The sequence below is a fragment of the Deinococcus actinosclerus genome (assembly GCF_001507665.1).
Taxonomy (GTDB): domain Bacteria; phylum Deinococcota; class Deinococci; order Deinococcales; family Deinococcaceae; genus Deinococcus; species Deinococcus actinosclerus.
Genome location: NZ_CP013910.1, coordinates 285212 through 303021 on the forward strand (window position 1 = coordinate 285212; position 17810 = coordinate 303021).

The following is a 17810-nucleotide window of genomic DNA, read 5'->3' on the forward strand; positions in this document are numbered from 1 at the left end:
TGCAGGGGAGGCCGGTCAGGGGACGCAGCGCACCGACTCGACGCCCGGCGTGAGCGTCACCCGGCAGGCCGGGGCCGCCGCGCCGTCGAGCGTCACCGGGGCCACCAGCGGCGCCCCGAAGGCGGGAATGAGCGCCCAGCCCTCGTCGTCCGTGCGGCGGGTGCCCTGCACGTCCAGGGTCGCGTAGGGCAGCGGCGCGCCGTCCGCCCCCAGCAGGCGCACCCACACGAACGCCTCGAAATTCCCCGTCCAGTCGACTACCGCCGCGCCCTGACCCGCGAGCGTCACGTCCCGCCGCTCCTCACGCACGCTCACCGTGACCGGCAGCGCGTCGAAATCCGGCGTGACACTCACCGCCTGCGTGCCCGGCGAGAGCAGCACCAGCGCCTCCCCACGCGCGTCCGACACCACCCGCACGCCATTGACCCGCAGCGGCACGCCCGGCAGCCCCACCCGCACCAGCACGCCGGGGCCCGGATCGTCCGGGGTCAGGTACGCCCGCCCCGCCACCCAGGCCACCCCCGCCCGGCCCGAGGCGCTCCAGCCGCCGTCGGTACTCGCCGAGGCGGTCAGGGCCACCGGGCCCGCGTAGGCGTACCCCAGGCGCGCCGAGCGCTGCGGCAGCGTGCTGAACTGCGCGGCGGCCGTCACGGTGTGGCCCGGCGCGGGTTGCCAGCGGGCCTCCGTGACCGCAGAGAACGTGCCCGCAGCCAGCGGCGCGTTCCGCTGCGCCAGCGCGGCGCCCGTGACCGACAGCGTGTCCCGGGGCGTCCAGGTGAGGCTGAGCCCGGCCTGCCAGCCCAGCTGCCCCGCCTCGGCTGCCAGCTGCGCGCGCGCGGCTGCCGTCAGCTGCGGCGTGACCTGACGGCTGACCGAGGCGCCCGCCGCGTACTGGGCCTGACCGGGCGTGGCCTGCGCCGTCACGCTGACGGTCGTGCCGCTCCCGCTCCCGGCCCACCCGGCCGACGCCGAGACGCTGCTGGCCCGGAGGTTCAGCGGCACGAGACGCGCCGCGCCGCTCAGGCGCCACTCGTCCCGCAGCAGCGTCACGTCGCCGGTCAGCGCCGTATCCTGCGGCCGGGCCGAGCGGTACGCCAGATTCACGCCCGCGCTGTAGGACAGGTCCGCGTACCGCGCCCCCAGCTGCCCCTGCCAGTCGCCGGGCTGCCACTGCGCCTCGCCCGAGAGGCTCCAGCGGTCCGTCACCCCGTACACGCCGTTCAGGGTCGCGGCGCCTGCCCGGCCCTTCACGCCCGCCTCGGCCTGCACGGCCAGCGCGTGCGCGGTCACGAGCACGTCGCCCGGCCCGTACACCCGGGATTCCGTCCGTTCGCCCGTGGCGTCCACGATGACCGCCTGCAGCGTGCCGGCCGGGGCGTTCACGCCCACGTTCCGCAGGATCAGCTGCCCGGCCCGCACGCGCACCGGCGGCAGGTCGTCCCCGTTCACCCGCAGGCGCACCTCGGCGTCCAGCGGCAGGGGCATGGTCCACAGCGGCAGCCGGTAGGCCCGCGCGTCCCCCCAGTTGATCCTCACCCCGCTGATCCGCTGATCGTTCAGGCGGGTCTCGCCGTCCACGCGCTGCGCGTACGCCTGCGCCGTCACGGTGAGGCGGGGTGAGACCTGATACACCGCGCCGAGCTGCGCCTCGACCTGGGGGGCCGCCTGGCCCTGCGCGCGCACGCTGACCCCCACCGCGCCGGTCAGCGGACCGGACTGCGCGCCCGCCTGCACGCCCAGCTCGCGCGAGAGGTCCTCGGTGCCGGGCGTGCGCTCCAGGCGGCCCTGCACGCCCAGCGTGACCAGTGGCAGCGTGGCGTCCGGCCCGGGCGCACTGGAGTGCCGGTCGGCCAGGTTCAGGGTGTTGCCGGGCAGCAGCGCCAGCTGCGGGCGCACGGTCAACGTGAGTTCCGACGGGTCGAAGTCGAGGTCCAGCTCGCCGCTCAGCTGCACGAACGCGCCCAGGTCGCAGGTGGCCTGCGCCACCGCGTACGCGGACTCGGACGGCCGCAGCAGCCGGGATTCGACCCACACCGCGCCCGGCGGCAGGAGGGCCAGCCCGCCCCCGCGCGCCTCGCCGTTGATCGTGGCGTCCACGAACACCGGTTCCGCAGCGCAGGGCGACGGGCTGGCCGCGCTCTCCTGCGCCGCCGCGTGACCGGCCAGCAGGGCCGCCAGCAGCCACGCCCCGCGCAGATCAGGGCAGCGTGAGCGTCTCACGTCCGACCTTGCCGCTCGCGTCCGTGAACTGCACGGTCACGCTGCGGGCCCCGCCCAGCTCGCCCAGCGGCACACTCAGGGTGCTGCGGCCCAGCACGGCGGTGCTGCCCAGGTTCACGCTGCGGTCCCCGATCAGGGCGCTCAGGACCCGGTAGGTCTGGTGGGCGTTGCCGCTGTTCACGAGATCGAGCGTGCCCTGCGTGCCCGACTGGCGCACCTGGAACGCCACGCGGGGCGCGCTGCCCGGCGGCGTGACGTACACCGGCAGCGACAGCTGCACCAGCTGGCGCACGTTCATCTGGGCGTCCGGCGTGCTGCTGGACTCCGACGGCGTGTCGCTGCCCGGCACCTGCTGCACGAAGACCCGGTAGGTCAGCTCGTCCGCGCCGGCCTTCTTCAGGAGCCCCAGCCGGATCACCTGCGCCTCGCCACGTTTCAGCGTGAAGCTCGCGGGATTCACGATCACGTCCCGGGTCGGTTCGTACACGTGCTCCCCGCCCTGGGTTCCCCAGCGGCGCACCTCCACCTGAAAGGTCATGGGGCCCCCCGAGGGATTCTCAAAGCGCACCTGCGCCGTGTTCGTCCGCTCCGGGTTCAGGTTGAACGCCGTGGGACTCACGCTGAAGCCCTGGGCGGCGGCCACGCCCAGCGCCAGCAGCAGACCCGCGAGGCGCCTCACGGCCGGCCCCCGTCCACAGCCTCGGTGGTCACGGCGAACAGCACCTGATACGTGCCGCCCGGCGCGGCCCACTGCCCGGCGGGCACCACCAGCGGCAGGTCGAACGCGCGCGACCCCTGCACCCGCAGGTCGAGCGGGACGCCCTGAATCTCGCCGCGCACCTCGCCGCGCTCGCCGCGCAGCACCACCGGGCCGCCCGGCGCGAGCAGCGGGCCGGCGGGCGTGCTGAACTGCACGCGGTACCAGCCGGTGCCCGGGCAGGAGACGCGCACGCTGATCTGCCCCCGCGCACTGTCCGGCGCGGAGTAGGTCACGGGCGCACTGAGAAGCTGCGTCACCTGGCAGGGCGCAGGCGCGGCCTGGGCCGCACAGAGCAGGGACAGAAGGGCAAGTACACGCACGGGCTGACTCCTGAAAGGCTCCCGCCGCGGCGGCAGGGCAAAGGGGGACGGGGGGCGGTGAAGCAGGGCGGGCAGCCGGGCGTCGCTGGGACGCCCGCGCTGCCCGTACCCGCGCTTTACTCGTTGTATTCGAACTTGACGACCATGTCGCCGGTGTACGTGCCGCCGGGGATCGTCCAGGCCACGTTCGGGTTCTGACCGGCGCCGCCCAGCTTGAAGCTGGCCTTGACCTCGTAGTACTCGTACTTGCCGCCCAGCATGGCCGGCTCGTACGACCCGGCGGTGCTGAAGCTCATGTGCATGGGGTTCGTGGCGCTCCAGGGGTTGGTGGTGATGTTGAAGCTGTACTTCTTGTCCGCGCGGGTCATGGTGACGCTGGTGGGCGTGATGATCTTCAGCGCGGTGTCGTAGTTGCAGTCCACGGCCATGACCAGCTTGTCGGCGGTGACGTTGTTGCTGATGGCGCTCACGGTGCCCAAGTCAATCTTGTCCCAGGTGCGGCTCATGCCGGCCGCGCCGTTCCAGCCGGGGTTGGTGTAGGCCGTGATGCACACGTTCTTGACATTCACGGTCAGCGGGGTGCTCTGGCTGCCACTCACGGTGGCGGCGGCGGCGGTGCTCAGGGTAGCGGACAGGGCCAGCAGGGCGATTTTCCTCATCTTCTTCTCCGGAGGCCAGGGTGACGCTGGCCGGCGCGCGTGACCATGCGGTGGTCTGACCGTGAACGCCCCTTCACCGGCAGGCGGGCGCTCAACGAGAACAGGGGCCGGTGCAGTGCGGCCCCACGCTGTAGGTCTCCCCACCCCGGCGTGTACCGCTGCTGTAACAGTAACGTAGAAAAACTCACGTTAACTACGCGTTAACGCCAGAAATTTCACTACCCCCATCGGGTGGCTCACGGGCGGATGAACGGATAGGGGTTGATCGCGCCGCCACCCGCATAGATGCCGTAATGCAGGTGCGGCGGCGTGCCCTTCGCGTTCCCGCTGTCCCCCACGTAGCCCACCACGTCCCCCGCCTGCACCCAGTCCCCGCGCCTGAGGTCCGGGTACCGCTCCAGGTGCGCGTAGTAGTGCCGCTGCCCCGCCGGACCCAGGATCATCACCGTGCGGCCTCCCAGGGTGTTCGGCCCGACGTTCAGCACCACGCCGCGCGTCGTGGCGCGGATCGGCGTGCCGCGCGGCGCGAAGATGTCCACGCCCTCGTGCCGCCGCCCCTCACTGCGCGCCCCGCCCCAGGTGTCCGCGAAGCGCTGCCCCGGCAGAGGATTCGGGAGGCTGCCTGCCACCGGCGCGGGCTCGGCCATCAGCGCCGCCATCCGCTGCGCGCCCTGAATCAGCGGCCATAGCAGGTACGCCCCGCCCGCCAGCACCAGCACCGTCACGATCAGCCCGACCACCCTGCGCATATGCCCGCCAGCATGCCCTGCGCGCCCACACCGGAAACCGGGCAAAAGTTGCAGACCCGCCAACCATGAACGCGGCCACAAGGCATGTGCCGACGCGCGCTAGACTGCCCGGATGCCCGTCCGTCCCCCGCCCAGTTCCCCCGCCCACCTGTGGACCCTGCCCGGCGGCCTGACCGTCGTCTTCGAGCGCCGCCACACGCCCGGCTTCGCGTTCGACCTGCGCGTCCCGGTCGGCAGCGCCCATGACCCTGCCGGGGCGGAGGGGACGGGCGGCGTGCTGGAGGAATGGCTGTTCAAGGGCGCTGCCGGGATGGACGCCCGCGCCCTCCAGGACGCCTTCGACGACCTCGGTGTGCGCCGGGGCGGCGGCGTGGGCCCCGAGGCGACCCGCATCGGCGTGAGCGGCCTGCGGGCCGACCTGCGCGCCGCACTGGCCCTCACTGCTGACGTCCTCAGCCGCCCCGAACTGCCCGAGGACGAATTCGAGATTCTCACGGACCTCGCCCGGCAGGATATTGAGGGCCTGGAGGACAGCCCCGCCGACCGGCTCGCCACCCGCGCCCGGCAGATCGCCTTCCCCCGCCCGGCCGCTTCCCCCTACGCCGGGTACGCGCACCCGGCGAGCGGTACCCCAGGCGGCCTGGACGCCCTCACCCCGCAGGGCGTCCGGGAGCACCTCACCCGCTACGGGCAGGCGGGCAGCGTGCTGGGACTCGTCGCCGACCTCGACCCAGGTGACGCCCTCGCCCTCGTCGAGGAGACCCTCGGCGGCCTGCGACCCGGCCTCGACGAACCCGTCCCCGCGCCCTTCCAGGCCCACGCGCAGGCGCACGAACCCCACCCAGACGGCGAGCAGACGCACCTCAGCCTCACCGCGCCCGGCGTCGGCCCCCGCGACGCGCACTGGCTGGCGTGGCAGGTCGCCCTGACCGCCCTGAGCGGCGGCAGCGCCAGCCGCCTGTTCCACGCCGTCCGCGAGGAACGCGGCCTCGCGTACGCCGTCAGCGCCAGCCCCATCCTCCTCGGCGGGCACGGCTACCTCAGCGCGTACGCCGCCAGCACCCCCGAACGCGCCCCCGAAACCCTCCAAGTGCTCCGCGCGGAACTCACCCGCCTCCCGCAGGGCCTCACCCCCGCGGAGTTCGAACGGGCCCGCACCGGCCTCGCCATCAGCGTCATCTTCGGCGCCGAGAGCCTGCGCGGCCGCGCCCACGCCCTCACCCGCGACGTCGCCCTGTTCGGCCACCCCCGCTCCGTCCAGACCCTGCGCGAGAGCATCCAGGCCCTCACCCTGACGCACGTCAACGACTTCCTGAGCAGCTACGACCCCACCCGGGACGCCACCACCGTCACCCTCGGCCCCAGCGACCCCACCCTCAACCCGGACCCCACCCATGCCTGACCTGCCCCACACTCAACTGCACCACCACACCCTCCCCAACGGCCTCACCCTCCTGCTCGAACCCGACCCGGACGCGCAGACCATCGCCGCCGGGTACTTCGTCAACACCGGCAGCCGCGAAGAAACCCCCCAGGACATGGGTGCGAGCCACTTCATCGAACACCTGCTGTTCAAAGGCAGCGACGAAGTGGGCGCCCGCGAACTCAACGAACGCCTCGACGACCTCGGCGGGCACGCCAACGCCTTCACGAGCGAAGAAGCCACCGTCTACCACGCCGCCACCCTCCCCGAACACACCCCCGAACTGCTGCACACCCTCACCGAACTGATGCGCCCCGCCCTGCGCGACACCGACATCCACACCGAACGCGGCGTCATCCTCGAAGAGATCGCCATGTACGCCGACCAGCCCAGCGTCTGCGTCACCGACCAGCTCCGCGCCGACTACTGGGGCGACCACCCCCTCGGCCAGCCCATCCTCGGCACCACCCACACCGTCACCACCCTCAGCCCCGACACCCTCCGTGCCCACCACCACGCCCGCTACGGCGCCCGGCGCGTCACCCTCACCGTCACCGGCCAGTTCGACCCGCACCAGCTCACCACCTGGGCCCAGCAGCACCTGAAGGACTGGCCCGCCGGCACCCCCACCCCCGGCCCCGACCCCCGCCCCCCCGCCTGGCCCGACCAGACCCGCACCCTCACCGACCCCGACCTCACCCGCGTCCACCTCGCCGCCACCAGCCCCGGCCTCGGCGCCCACCACCCCCTGCGCGAAGCCGCGCACGTCCTGGCCGACCTCATCGGCGGCGAAAACGGCGCGCTCTACTGGACCCTCATCGACACCGGCACCTGCGACAGCGCCGACCTCGCCCACCTCGAATACCACGCGTGCGGCACCTTCGAAGGCGGCTTCACCAGCGACCCCGACCGCGCCCCCCAGGCCCTCGCCACCTACCGGCAGGTTCTCGCGGACGCCCACACCCTCATCACCCCCCAGGCCGTGCGCCGCGCCGCCCGCAAACTCGCTGTCAGCACGCTCCTGCGCGCCGAAACCCCCCAGGGCCGCCTCTTCACCCTCGGCATGGAATACCTCGCCACCGGGCGCACCCTCAGCACCGACGACCTCGTGAAACGCTACGAGAACGTCACCGTGCAGGACGTGCAGGAAGTGCTGCGGTTGTGCCCCATGGACCGACTGACGGCCGTGGCGCTCGGGCCTATCTCGGAACTCTGATTTCGTTTGGGGGTACTTCCCCGTTGGAAGGGTTGCGCCTGCGGCGGGCTGCCCCACCCCCCAGCCCCCTACCCCAGAGGGGCAGGGGGGGCTTACGTTGCACTGGGCAAGAGTTTTTACTGATGGTGGCGGGGTTGCTGTATGCGGTGACGGGTCCGGCTTCGACGCCATCCTGCCGCCCCCTCGCAGGCCCGCGCGCTGCGCGCACGACGGCCGGTGGTGGTCTGCGGTCAGGTGATCGGTGGGACGCTCCGCGCCGCTGATCGACTTTCAAAACCGCCGCTATTGCCAAAGCGAGAATGAATAGAACATTCCGGGTCGCACCACGATGTGGGGCCAACCCATCGTCGTGGCAACGCGGCCCGTCGTGCGCGCAGCGCGCGGGGCGCCCGCAGCGAACCCGGAGGTCTGCAACCCCATACGTGGCCGTCCCCGCCAGTTACCCGCTGACCAAGCCCGAGAAATACCTGCCGAGCGCAGCGACCGCTCCCCCTGCCCCTCTGGGGGACTCGTATGAGCCGCTTGCGGAGGGGGCTGGGGGGTGGGGAGGCCCGCCGCCGGCGCAGCCCCACGACGTCACCCCCGATGTGTTGCCGAATAAAGCGCGAGAACCTCGCGCGCCTCGTCCACGTGCATCTGTTCCACGAGCGCGCCCTGGTGCGTGGCGATGCTTTTCCCTTCGTTGCGCGCGGCGTCCCACGCGTCGATGAGGGCCTGTGCTTCTGCCGCTTCGGTTGCGGTGACCCCGAACGCCTGGTTGGCGGGTTCGATCTGGTTGGGGTGGATGAGGGTTTTGCCGCTGAAGCCGAGGGCGCGGCCCTGCTGGCATTCGCGCGTGAATCCGGTGTCGTCTCGGATGTCGTTGTACACGGCGTCGATGGGGGTCTTACCGTGGGCGCGGGCGGCGAGGACGACGCTGCTCAGCGCGTGCAGGAGGGGGGTGCGGTCCGGGTGGGGTTGGGTGCGCAGGGTGCGGGCGAGGTCGTTGGCGCCGACGATGAGGGTGGTGACGCCGGGCACGGCGGCGATGTGGGGGGCGTTGAGGACGCCTTGGGGCGTTTCGATCATGGCCCAGAGGGGAAGGCCGAGGCTGAGGGCGTGGGCGTCCTCGGCACGTTCGACTTTGGGCAGGACGATGCCGCTGGCGCCGGCGGTCAGCGCCAGTTCGCGGTCGTCGTGTTCCCAGGGGGTGTTCAGGGCGTTGACGCGGATGAGGACGGGGACGGGCCAGGGGGTCTGGAGGGCCTGGCGGATGTGGTCGCGGGCGGCGGGTTTGTGTTCGGGGGCGACGGCGTCTTCGAGGTCGAGGATGATGGCGTCGGCGCCCAGGGTGCGGGCTTTGTCGATGGCGCGGGGTTTGTCGCCGGGGACGTACAGGACGGAGCGGGGGGGGTGGGCTGGGGGCATGCGTTCAGTATCGGGCGGTGCGGCCGGTGATGGGGCCTGAGGGTTGGGTACTGGGGGTATGGTGGCGGTATGGCTGCCCTGCGTCCACGTGTGCATTTCACCGCCCGGCGGTTCTGGTTGAACGACCCGAACGGGCTGGTGTTCGCGGGGGGGCGGTATCACGTGTTCTTCCAGCACAATCCGCGCGCGGGGAATCACGGGTACATGAGCTGGGGGCACGCGTCGAGCGTGGACCTGCTGCGCTGGGAGGAGCATGAGGTGGCCCTGCCGTGGCGGGAGGGGCGGGACGTGTTCTCGGGGAGCGCGGTGGTGGACTGGCGGAACTCGTCGGGCCTGGGGGACGCGGGGGACGCGGGGCCGCCGGTGGTGGCGATGTTCACGGGGAACGGCTTCTACCATCAGGCGCAGTACCTGGCGGTCAGCCGGGACGGTGGGGAGACGTGGGCGTTCGGGCCGCCGGAGCCGGTGCTGGATGAGGGCAAGCAGGATTTCCGTGATCCGAAGGTGTTCTGGTACGCGCCGTGCGGCTCCTGGGTGAGCGTGGTGGTGCACCCGGACGAGCGGCAGGTGGGGGTGTACACGTCACCGGACCTGCGGGTGTGGTCGCGGGCGGGTGTGTTCGGCCCGGCGGGTGGCGTGGCGGGCATCTGGGAGGTGCCGGACCTGTTTCCGCTGGTGGTGGCGGGGCAGGAGCGGTGGGTGTTGAAGGTGGACGTGTTCGAGGGCGGGCCGCAGGGGGGTACGGGCGCGCAGTACTGGGTGGGCGACTTCGACGGGCGGGTGTTCACGCCGTCGCAGGGGGCGCGCTGGGCGGACGCGGGGAAGGATTTCTACGCGGCGATCACGTTCAGTGACCTGCCGCAGCCGGGGCGGCGGGTGTGGCTGGGGTGGCTGAACAACTGGGTGTACGCGAACCATCTGCCAACCCAACCGTGGCAGGGGGTGCTGACGCTGCCGCGTGAGCTGAGTCTGGTCCCGGACGGCCCGGAGTGGGCGCTGGCGCAGGTGCCGGTGCCGGAACTGGAGGCGCTGCGGGACGAGGCGCTGGCGCTGCCCGGCGGTCAGCGGGTCGAGGTGGGCGAGGGGGTGCCGCTGGATCTCACGCTGCCCATGACGTCCTGGACACTCCAGCTGCTGTCCGCCGGGGGAGAGGAGGCGCGGCTGTGGCTGAATGGCGGGAGCCTGCACTTCACCCGCGCGGCGCCGGTGGGGCTGGACGGGTTCGCCGGGACGTTCAGTGCGCCGCTCCCGGACACGGTGGGCGAGGTGCGGGTGCTGCTCGACACCTGCACGCTGGAGGTCTTCGCGGCAGGGGGGCGCGTGGCGTTCACGCAGCTGCTGCTGCCGCACGCGCCAATCTCGGCGCTGCGGCTCAGGGGCGCGGACGGGCGCGGCTGGACGCTGCGGCCCACCCAGGCGCCGTAGGGTCTCTCTGGCTCAGGTCAGGCCCCAGATGCGCGGCGGGGCGAGTTCCAGCACGTTCCCGGCCGGGTCGTGGAAGTACAGGCTCTCGCCCCGGTCCCCCCAGGCGTACCGCGTGACGTGCAGGCCGGCGGCGCGCAGCCTCGCTTCCCAGGCGCCGGTCTGGGCGGGGTCCAGGGTCAGGCAGGCGTGCCCGCCGGGCGTTCCGGCGTGCGGGGGCACGTCGCCGGGCTGGGCGCTGGCGCGCGGGTCGAAGATCAGCAGCATGCTGCCGTCTAGCCGGTAGAACAGGTGCCGGCCCGGGACCCTGCTGTGCAGCGTGAGGCCGAGCACCCCGCTGTAGAAGTGCTCGGCGGCGGTCAGGTCGTGGGTGTACAGGCAGGTTTCCAGGACGCGCATGGGCGCAGCTTAGGGCAGCAGCAGCCGGGGTTCGGGGGCGGGGCCCAGCGCGCGGCGCTGCACGTCCCGCAGGACGCTGGGCCCGTCGGTGTGGATGCCGTGCTTGCGGAAGCTGGTGGCGAGGCTCTGGGTGTCCCGGGCGAGCAGGTCGCGGAAGTGCGGGTTCTGACGGGTCGCCAGTTGCGGGAAATCGATGATGGTCACGGTGTCCTCCTGCCAGAGCAGGTTGTAGGTGCTGTAGTCGCCGTGCGCGTACCCCAGGCGCAGCAGGTGGGCCATGCCGGTCAGGCTCTGCTCCCAGGCGCTGCGGGCCTGCTCGGGGGTCAGGTGCGCGTCGCTGAGGCGCGGAGCGACGTGATCCTCGGTGCCGATCAACCGCATCAGGACGGCGGGGTACGTGGCGGTGTAGTCGTAGGGGTGGGGGCCGACCAGGGGTTCGGGGACGGGCAGGCCGGCCTGCCACAGCGCCCACAGGTGCGCGTACTCGGCGGCCACCCAGCCCTGCTGGAGCATCTCCAGGCCCGCGCGGGTGCGGCCCTCGACAGCGCGGCGGTCACGGTCCTTGACGATGACCTGCCCGGCGCGGTACACGCCGTCGTCCTTGAAGGAGCGGGCCTGCAGGTCGCGGTAGAGCTTCACGAGGACGCTGCCGCGCGGCCCGCGGGCGACGTACGCGGTGGCTTCCTTGCCGCTCTTGAGTTCCGCGACGATCTCGGTGACGTGGCCCAGGTCTTTCAGGCGGCGGATCACGTCGTCCTGTTCGCTGTCCCCGTCGGCGGTCAGCTGGGCGAGCTGTCGCCTGCCGACGGGTTTCTTCCGGCCGCGCCGGCGGGGTTCGGCAGCGTCGGTCCAGGGGTCGTCCAGCCAGTCCGGATCGGTCCAGTCCTGGGCGGATGGGGCGTGGGTGTGGGCGCTCATGGGCGCCTCCGGGGGTCAGTCCAGGGTGTGGCGCCCGAAGGCAGAGGCGGCCAGTGGGGTTGCGTCAAAATCACTCCAGGGTGCGGAAACGAGAACTTCGTGCGCGGCGGTCTGGATTTCAGTGATGTCGGTCATAGCTGGCACCTCCTTTCGGTGATGGGTCAAGCGTAGCAGCAGAGCGTGGCGCCTGTCACGAACGAAACGGGGCGCTAGGCCATCACGCCTAGCGCCCCGCCTGCCTGCGGCGCCCCGCTTATTTCAGCGTCTTGCTGATGTAGGCGTTGGAGTAGTAGTCGGTGGCCTTCGCGCCGGCCGGGAGTTTGCCCTGTTTCACGAGGGCCGCGACCGCTTTCGTCCACGCACTGGGATTCATGGCGCCCAGGCCGTTCGCCTGCGTGTACGGGCCGGTCATCAGGGGCACGCTGGCCTTCAGGACGTCCAGGCTGCCGCTCGCGCCGAACACGGGCTGCGCCAGCTTGAACGCGCGGGCCGGGTCGGCGACCGTGAATTTCAGGCCGCGCTGGCTGGCGCGCACGACCTTCTTCGCCAGGTCCCCGGTCAGGCTCTTGCCGGTGCCGATCAGGCCCACGCCGACCATCGGGTAGGCGTCCGTGACGTCCAGCGTGTACACCTTCTTGCCGCTGGTGCGGGCCAGTTGCAGCACGTCGTTGTTCGCGTACCCCACGGCGGCGTCCACGCGGCCGGCGCGCACGGCGTCCACCTGCGTGAAGCCGATGGAGTTCAGGCGCACGTCGCGGCCCTCATTCAGGTTCGCGCTGTCCAGCAGCGCCTGGATCGCGTGGTACGAACTGCCGAACGGCCCCGGGATACCCACCGACTTGCCCTTCAGGCTCTCCGGGCCGTTCAGGGGCGAGAGGCTGAACACCGTCACCGGGTTCTTCTGGTACATCGTCATGACGTAGCGCACGTCCGCCCCCTGGTTGCGCGCGAAGATCGCGTCCTCCGGGTCGCCCACCACGAAGTCCAGCTTGCCCTGCAGCAGCAGCGGCAGCAGCTGCGACACGTACCCGTGCTGGTACTTCACGCTCAGGCCCTCGGCGCGGAAGTAGCCCAGTTTGTCCGCGACGTAGAAGGGCGTGAACTGCACGTCCGGGTTGTACCCCAGCCCGATGTTCACGGTGCGCTGCGCGGACGCGGAGGTCGCCAGCAGGCCCAGCAGGAGGAAAGCGGCACGCTTCATGAGAGGCAGTATAGGCGGGGCAGCTGACCGCGCCGTGACCCGGCTTGCCCTTCGCGCCCCATCACGCGCCGTGATGACGGGCCTCCGGTTTCCTGATAGCGCCCCGGGGACGGGACACCCGGCGGGGCCCGCGCGTGTCAGGCTGCATGTATGGACCTGAACTCCTGGACGCCGGACGACAACGCCCGCCGCTTCGCCACGCTGATCGCCACGGCGTCCGCCGTGTTCACCTTCCTGGCCCTCTGGATGGGCGCCGCCCTGCATCCACTGCTGGCCCTGCTGCTGGCCGCCGTGGACGCCGTGGTCGTCTGGCTGATCGCGCGCGCCGCCCTGCGGGTGTACTTCCGCCGCTGACCGCCCCGCGCGCCGCATGAACGCCCTCGCAACGCCCGCCCCAGCCTGACGGGTGGTACACTCGGGGGCACGCCCGCACACGCCCCGGCCTCCGGGAGCCCGTGCCCCGGCCGCGAAGACGCGCGCACAGGTGGCGGCGGCAGGAATCAAAGGAGAAAACCCATGACCGACAACAACGAGCTGCGCCCCGGTGAGCAGACGCCAGAAGAACTGCGTGACCTGATCCCCCAGCTGGAAGGTGAACCCGACGAGGACGCCGTTCTCGACGCCGAGGAAGCCGCTGCCGACACCAGCGTCAGCGCCGAGGGTGCCGAAGGCGAGGAATTCGAAGAGGAATTCATCGACGCCGATGAACTGATGGCCGTGCTGGCCGAACTGAAGGAACTGCTCGAAGCGCAGGGCAAGGAAATCCGTGGCCTGCGCCGCGAGATGCGCGAGATGCGCGAGAGCCAGGGTCAGGGCGGCTTCCGCCCCCGTGAAGACCGCGGCGAGCGCGGCGGCTTCCAGGGTGGCGACCGCGGCGGTGACCGTGGCGGCTTCCGCCCCCGCGAGGACCGTGGCGGCTTCCAGGGCGGCGGCGACCGTGGTGGCTTCCGCCCCCGTGAAGACCGTGGCGGGTACCAGGGCGGCGACCGTGGTGGCTTCCGTCCCCGTGAAGACCGTGGCGGGTACCAGGGCGGCGGCGACCGTGGTGGCTTCCGTCCCCGCGAAGACCGCGGCGAGCGCGGCGGCTTCCAGGGTGGCGACCGCGGCGGTGACCGTGGCGGCTTCCGCCCCCGCGAGGACCGCGGCGGCTTCCAGGGCGGCGGCGACCGTGGCGGTTTCCGTCCCCGTGAAGACCGTGGCGGCGACCGCCCCGCGTTCCGTCCCCGCGAAGACCGTCCTGCCGAGCAGGGCGGCGAGTTCCGCCCCCGCGCCCGCGCGGACCGTGGCTGGAACAACCGCCGCGACGACGAGTAACACCCACACCTGAAAGGGGGCCGGACGCGCAGTCCGGCCCCTCGTCTTGTCTGGCGTCAGGCGGTGGCTGTGCCGGCGGGCGTGACGCTGGGGATCAGGTAACGGTCGAGCCAGCCCAGGTATTCGGTCAGGCGGGTCAGGCGGCGGTCCGGGCGGCCGGAGCGGGACAGTTCGTGGTCCTCGCCGGGGAAGCGCACGAAGCGCACCGGGACGCCGTGGAGGATGAGGGCCGCGTACCACTGCTCGGCCTGTTCGATGGGGCAGCGGTGGTCGAGGACCGAGTGGACGATCAGGGTGGGCGTCCTGACGTTCTCGACGTACTGGAGGGGGCTCATGTCCCAGAGTTTCAGGGCGTCTTTGCTTCGGTGGAAGTTCAGGCCGAGTTCGTCGTCCCAGAAGCGCAGGCCGATGTCGCTGGTGCCGCCGAACGACAGCAGGTTGCAGATGCTGCGGTCGGTGATGGCGGCGTGGAAGCGGGTGGTGTGCGCGGTGAGCCAGTTGGTCATGAAGCCGCCGTAGCTGCCGCCCATGACGGCGGTGCGGGTGCGGTCGAGGCGGGGCTCGGCGTCCAGGCAGGCGTCGAAGAAGGTCAGGAGGTCGTCGGCGTCGACGCTGCCCCAGCGGCCGTGGATGGCGTCCACCCAGGCCTGTCCGTAGCCGAGGCTGCCGCGTGGGTTGCTGTAGCACACGGCCTGGCCGCGTGCGGCGTACAGCTGGAATTCGTGCGTGAAGGCGTGGCCGTAGTCGGTGTGGGGGCCGCCGTGGATGCTGAGGATCGCGGGGACGGTGTCGGTGCCGTCGGGGAGCAACATCCAGCCCTCGCCCTCGCCGAGTTCGGTGGGGAAGGTCACGCGCACCGGGGTGCGGGCCGGGAAGGGGAGGTTGGCGTGCAGGTCCGTGACCGGCTGGCCGTTCAGGATCACCTCGGGGAACTGGTCGGCCCGTTCGCGGATGAGGGCGAGGCCACCGCCGCGGGCCGTGAAGGCCGGGATGACGCCCTGCGGGTCGTGGGTGTGGACCTGCACGGTCCCGGACTGCTCACCGGCGGCCAGGGTGGCGGTGAGCAGTCCGCAGCTGCCGCGCACGGTGCTGCTGAACAGCAGGGTGCGGCCGTCCAGCCACACGGGTTTCTCGGGCATGGCGCCCACGTGGCAGTCGCCGCCCACGCCGTTCCCGACCGGGTGGTCGTGCCCGGCGTCCAGGCGCACCGGGGCGGCGTCCCCGGTCAGGGGCAGCAGGTACAGGTGGGTGTGTTCGGTGTTGCCCTGTCCGGCGGGGCGGCCCACCAGCGCGAAGTGCTGGCCGTCCGGGTGGGGCACGACGGCGTTCACGGCCGAGGCCCAGCGGGTGACCTGCCGGGGCGTGCCGTGCAGGGACAGGTGCCAGACCTCCTGCTGCCAGTGCGCGCCGGCCAGCTCGTCGGTCGCGGCGATGAACAGCACGCCGCTGCTGTCGGGTAGCCAGGTCACGCCGCCCAGTTCGACCTCCGGGGCGTGCCACTCGCGCAGCTCGCCGCTGGGGACGTGCAGGCGGTACAGGCGCGCGGCGCGTTCGGGCAGCCAGTCCCGCCCGTTGAAGCGGTAGCGGGGCCTGGTGATGACGCGGGCCTCGCCGCGCTCGTCGCGCTTGTCCTCGTCGTCGGCGGTGGTCGTGAACGCCACGTACTGCCCGTCCGGGCTCCACTGGAGGTCCGACACGCCGTTCCGGAAGCGGGTCACGACCTGCGCCTCACCGCCCGAGAGGGGCAGCAGGTGCAGCTGCGCGCCCTCGCCGGCCTTGCGGGTGAAGGCCAGGGTCTGCCCGTCCGGGGACCAGCGGGGGCTGCCGTCGCGGCCCTCGCCGCGTGTCAGGATGCGGGCGCCCTGCGCGTCGGCGAGCCAGATCTGCGACTTGTAGCGGGGTCTGGCGAAGGCCGCGTCGGGCTTGAGGGGGTCGTCCTCCTCGATGCGGGTCAGGACGAACGCGGCGCGCGTGCCGTCCGGGCTGACCTGCGGGTCGGAGGGGAACACCAGGGGCAGCAGGCTCTCAGGCCCGGGAATGGGTTGGGTCATGCCCGACAGTCAAGCACAGCGGCCCCCCTCCGGGAAACGGAAGCGCTCCCAAAATGTCGTCCAGGCCGGACAGGAGCCGTATCAGGGGGTTCATGATCGCTGGCTAAAGAGAAAGTGGAACGCGTCTTGCTATTTCCAAACGCTCTTCCCTTACGCTGATCTTACCCGGCCCCCCATCGGCCACTGTTCCTCTCGCCAGCGAACCTGTCGTTGACGAAAGGAACTCACGTCGTCTCAATCCACCCTCTATCACCTGGCTCCGTTGACCCGTACTGGCGCCTGTCATCCCATCATCTCTGGAGGTCTTCTGCTATGCAAGAAATGTCCTGCACCTGGGTTCCCGGCACCTTTGACGTCGTTCGCCTGAAAATCGCCGGCCGCACCATCGAAATGACCAGCACCCGCCTGGCCCGCCTCTTCGGCAAGCAGGCCCTGCACGACCTGTACCTCAAGGGCAGCGCCAAGCTCAAACTCGATCCCCAGCAGGTCGCCCTGCTCAGCTGAGTGCCCGCGCTGCGCGGCACGTGGGGCTCTGTCCGGATGACCGGCAGAGCCCCACGTCACTGGCGCGATGAGGGGGCGCTGCGGCGCCCATCACGCGCGGGCGCTAGCATCCACGCATGACCTCCACTCCTCCGGCCCTGTCGGCGCTGCTGGCCGACCTGAAACTGCTGACTGACCTGGAATCGCCCTCCACCGACCCGGCGGCCGTCCAGCGGGTCATGGACCTCGTCGAGGGCTGGGCGCGCGACCTGGGCGCCGAGACGCACGCGCTGGGCGGCGGCACCCGCGTGTTCCGCTTCGGCGTGCAGCCCGGCGCGGCCGACAAGGCCGCCGACAAACCCGTGCTGGTCCTCACGCACGCCGATACCGTCTGGCCGCACGGCACGCTGGAGCAGATGCCCTGGCGAGTGGACGGCGACCGCCTGCACGGGCCCGGCACCTACGACATGAAGGCCGGCATCGTGGGCCTGTTTCACGCGCTGCGCGCCCTGAACGGCGAGTGGCCGCGCGGCGGGATCACGGTGCTGCTCTCCCCGGACGAGGAGATCGGCAGCCCCAGCAGCCGCGAGCACATCGAACGCGCCGCGCACGACTCGCGCGTGGCGCTGGTCGTCGAGCCGCCGGTCGCGGACACCCACGCCCTGAAGACCGGGCGCAAGGGCACCGGAAGCTACGTCCTGACCTTCACCGGCGCCGCCAGCCACGCCGGGAACAAGCCAGAGGAGGGCGCCAGTGCCATCACGGCCGCCGCGCAGGCCACGCTGGAGCTTCAGGCCCTCGCCAGTCCCCAGGACGGCACCACCCTCAGCGTCGGCCTGATCCGGGGCGGCAGCGCCGTGAACGTCATTCCCGCGCACGCCGCGCTGGAGATCGACTTGCGCGTCAGTACCCTGGCCGAGGCTGAGCGGATCGACGCGGCCGTGCACGCCTGGCAGCCCCGCGACGCCCGCGTGACCGTGCAGGTCACGGGCGGCCTCAACCGTCCCCCCTTCGAGCGGGGAGAGGGCACCCTGGCCCTCTACGAGCAGGCCCGCGCCGTGGCGCAGGCATTGGGCTTCGACCTGACCCACGCCGTCGTGGGCGGCGGCAGCGACGGGAACTTCACCGCGCCGATCATCCCCACCCTGGACGGGCTGGGCGCGCCCGGCGACGGTGCCCACGCCCAGCATGAACACGTCCGCCTGGACCGCTGGCCCGACCACGTGCGCCTGCTGACCGAACTCCTGCGCCGCGTCTGAGTCCGGTGC

Annotated in this window: 16 protein-coding genes; 6 read left to right on the forward strand and 10 right to left on the reverse strand. The window is 71.9% G+C overall.

All coding sequences use genetic code 11. The features are described 5' to 3' along the window. Positions 1–15 precede the first annotated feature (15 nt). The 5 genes from AUC44_RS01370 to AUC44_RS01390 form a co-directional block, all read right to left on the reverse strand. Complete coding sequence (locus AUC44_RS01370; RefSeq protein WP_062157058.1) at positions 16–2220, reverse strand: hypothetical protein; 2205 nt, start codon at positions 2218–2220, stop codon at positions 16–18. After that, entirely contained in the window at positions 2198–2899 is a 702-nt protein-coding gene (locus AUC44_RS01375) for a fimbrial biogenesis chaperone (protein WP_062157059.1), read from the reverse strand. The genes AUC44_RS01370 and AUC44_RS01375 overlap by 23 nt, the downstream gene beginning before the upstream one ends. Then, on the reverse strand, positions 2896–3300 hold the full coding sequence (locus AUC44_RS16750) for a hypothetical protein (RefSeq protein ID WP_197408564.1): 405 nt from the start codon (positions 3298–3300) through the stop codon (positions 2896–2898). Before AUC44_RS16750 ends, AUC44_RS01375 begins: the two co-directional genes overlap by 4 nt. A 116-nt stretch (positions 3301–3416) precedes the next feature. Beyond that, positions 3417–3959: a hypothetical protein gene (locus AUC44_RS01385; RefSeq protein ID WP_062157061.1), complete on the reverse strand. Its 543-nt coding sequence runs from the start codon at positions 3957–3959 to the stop codon at positions 3417–3419. A gap of 236 nt (positions 3960–4195) precedes the next feature. Then, entirely contained in the window at positions 4196–4708 is a 513-nt protein-coding gene (locus tag AUC44_RS01390; protein ID WP_062157062.1) for a M23 family metallopeptidase, read from the reverse strand. Positions 4709–4820: 112 nt separating this feature from the next. Between AUC44_RS01390 and AUC44_RS01395 the strand changes: the two genes are divergently transcribed. Both AUC44_RS01395 and AUC44_RS01400 read left to right on the forward strand, forming a co-directional pair. Continuing rightward, positions 4821–6110, forward strand: coding sequence for a M16 family metallopeptidase (locus tag AUC44_RS01395; protein WP_062157063.1), 1290 nt, complete (start codon positions 4821–4823; stop codon positions 6108–6110). Then, entirely contained in the window at positions 6103–7347 is a 1245-nt protein-coding gene (locus tag AUC44_RS01400; RefSeq protein ID WP_062157064.1) for a M16 family metallopeptidase, read from the forward strand. The genes AUC44_RS01395 and AUC44_RS01400 overlap by 8 nt, the downstream gene beginning before the upstream one ends. A 576-nt stretch (positions 7348–7923) precedes the next feature. Here AUC44_RS01400 and AUC44_RS01405 read toward each other — a convergent pair. Then, positions 7924–8754: an HpcH/HpaI aldolase/citrate lyase family protein gene (locus AUC44_RS01405; RefSeq protein WP_062157065.1), complete on the reverse strand. Its 831-nt coding sequence runs from the start codon at positions 8752–8754 to the stop codon at positions 7924–7926. 69 nt (positions 8755–8823) lie between these two features. Between AUC44_RS01405 and AUC44_RS01410 the strand changes: the two genes are divergently transcribed. Continuing rightward, entirely contained in the window at positions 8824–10179 is a 1356-nt protein-coding gene (locus tag AUC44_RS01410; RefSeq protein WP_062157066.1) for a glycoside hydrolase family 32 protein, read from the forward strand. A gap of 12 nt (positions 10180–10191) precedes the next feature. On the opposite strand, the gene AUC44_RS01415 is transcribed toward AUC44_RS01410, so the two are convergent. From AUC44_RS01415 to AUC44_RS01425, 3 genes are all read right to left on the reverse strand, one after another. After that, entirely contained in the window at positions 10192–10575 is a 384-nt protein-coding gene (locus AUC44_RS01415) for a VOC family protein (RefSeq protein WP_062157067.1), read from the reverse strand. A gap of 9 nt (positions 10576–10584) precedes the next feature. After that, positions 10585–11493, reverse strand: a complete 909-nt coding sequence (locus AUC44_RS01420; protein ID WP_062157068.1) for an RIO1 family regulatory kinase/ATPase domain-containing protein — start codon at positions 11491–11493, stop codon at positions 10585–10587. Between the two features lie 253 nt (positions 11494–11746). Then, entirely contained in the window at positions 11747–12694 is a 948-nt protein-coding gene (locus AUC44_RS01425; protein WP_062157069.1) for an ABC transporter substrate-binding protein, read from the reverse strand. Positions 12695–12844: 150 nt separating this feature from the next. Here AUC44_RS01425 and AUC44_RS01430 point away from each other — a divergent pair, with 150 nt between their 5' ends. Beyond that, entirely contained in the window at positions 12845–13048 is a 204-nt protein-coding gene (locus tag AUC44_RS01430) for a hypothetical protein (RefSeq protein WP_062157070.1), read from the forward strand. Positions 13049–13210: 162 nt separating this feature from the next. After that, positions 13211–14008 (forward strand): hypothetical protein, encoded by a 798-nt coding sequence (locus AUC44_RS01435; protein ID WP_062157071.1) that lies wholly within the window; start codon positions 13211–13213, stop codon positions 14006–14008. Positions 14009–14064: 56 nt separating this feature from the next. Here the strand turns inward: AUC44_RS01435 and AUC44_RS01440 are convergent, their stop codons facing one another. Further along, positions 14065–16059 (reverse strand): S9 family peptidase, encoded by a 1995-nt coding sequence (locus tag AUC44_RS01440; RefSeq protein ID WP_062157072.1) that lies wholly within the window; start codon positions 16057–16059, stop codon positions 14065–14067. 620 nt (positions 16060–16679) lie between these two features. Here AUC44_RS01440 and AUC44_RS01450 point away from each other — a divergent pair. Continuing rightward, the gene (locus AUC44_RS01450) at positions 16680–17801 is read left to right on the forward strand and encodes a M20 family metallopeptidase (RefSeq protein WP_062157074.1); all 1122 of its coding nucleotides are present in this window, start codon (positions 16680–16682) and stop codon (positions 17799–17801) included. Positions 17802–17810: the final 9 nt, after the last annotated feature.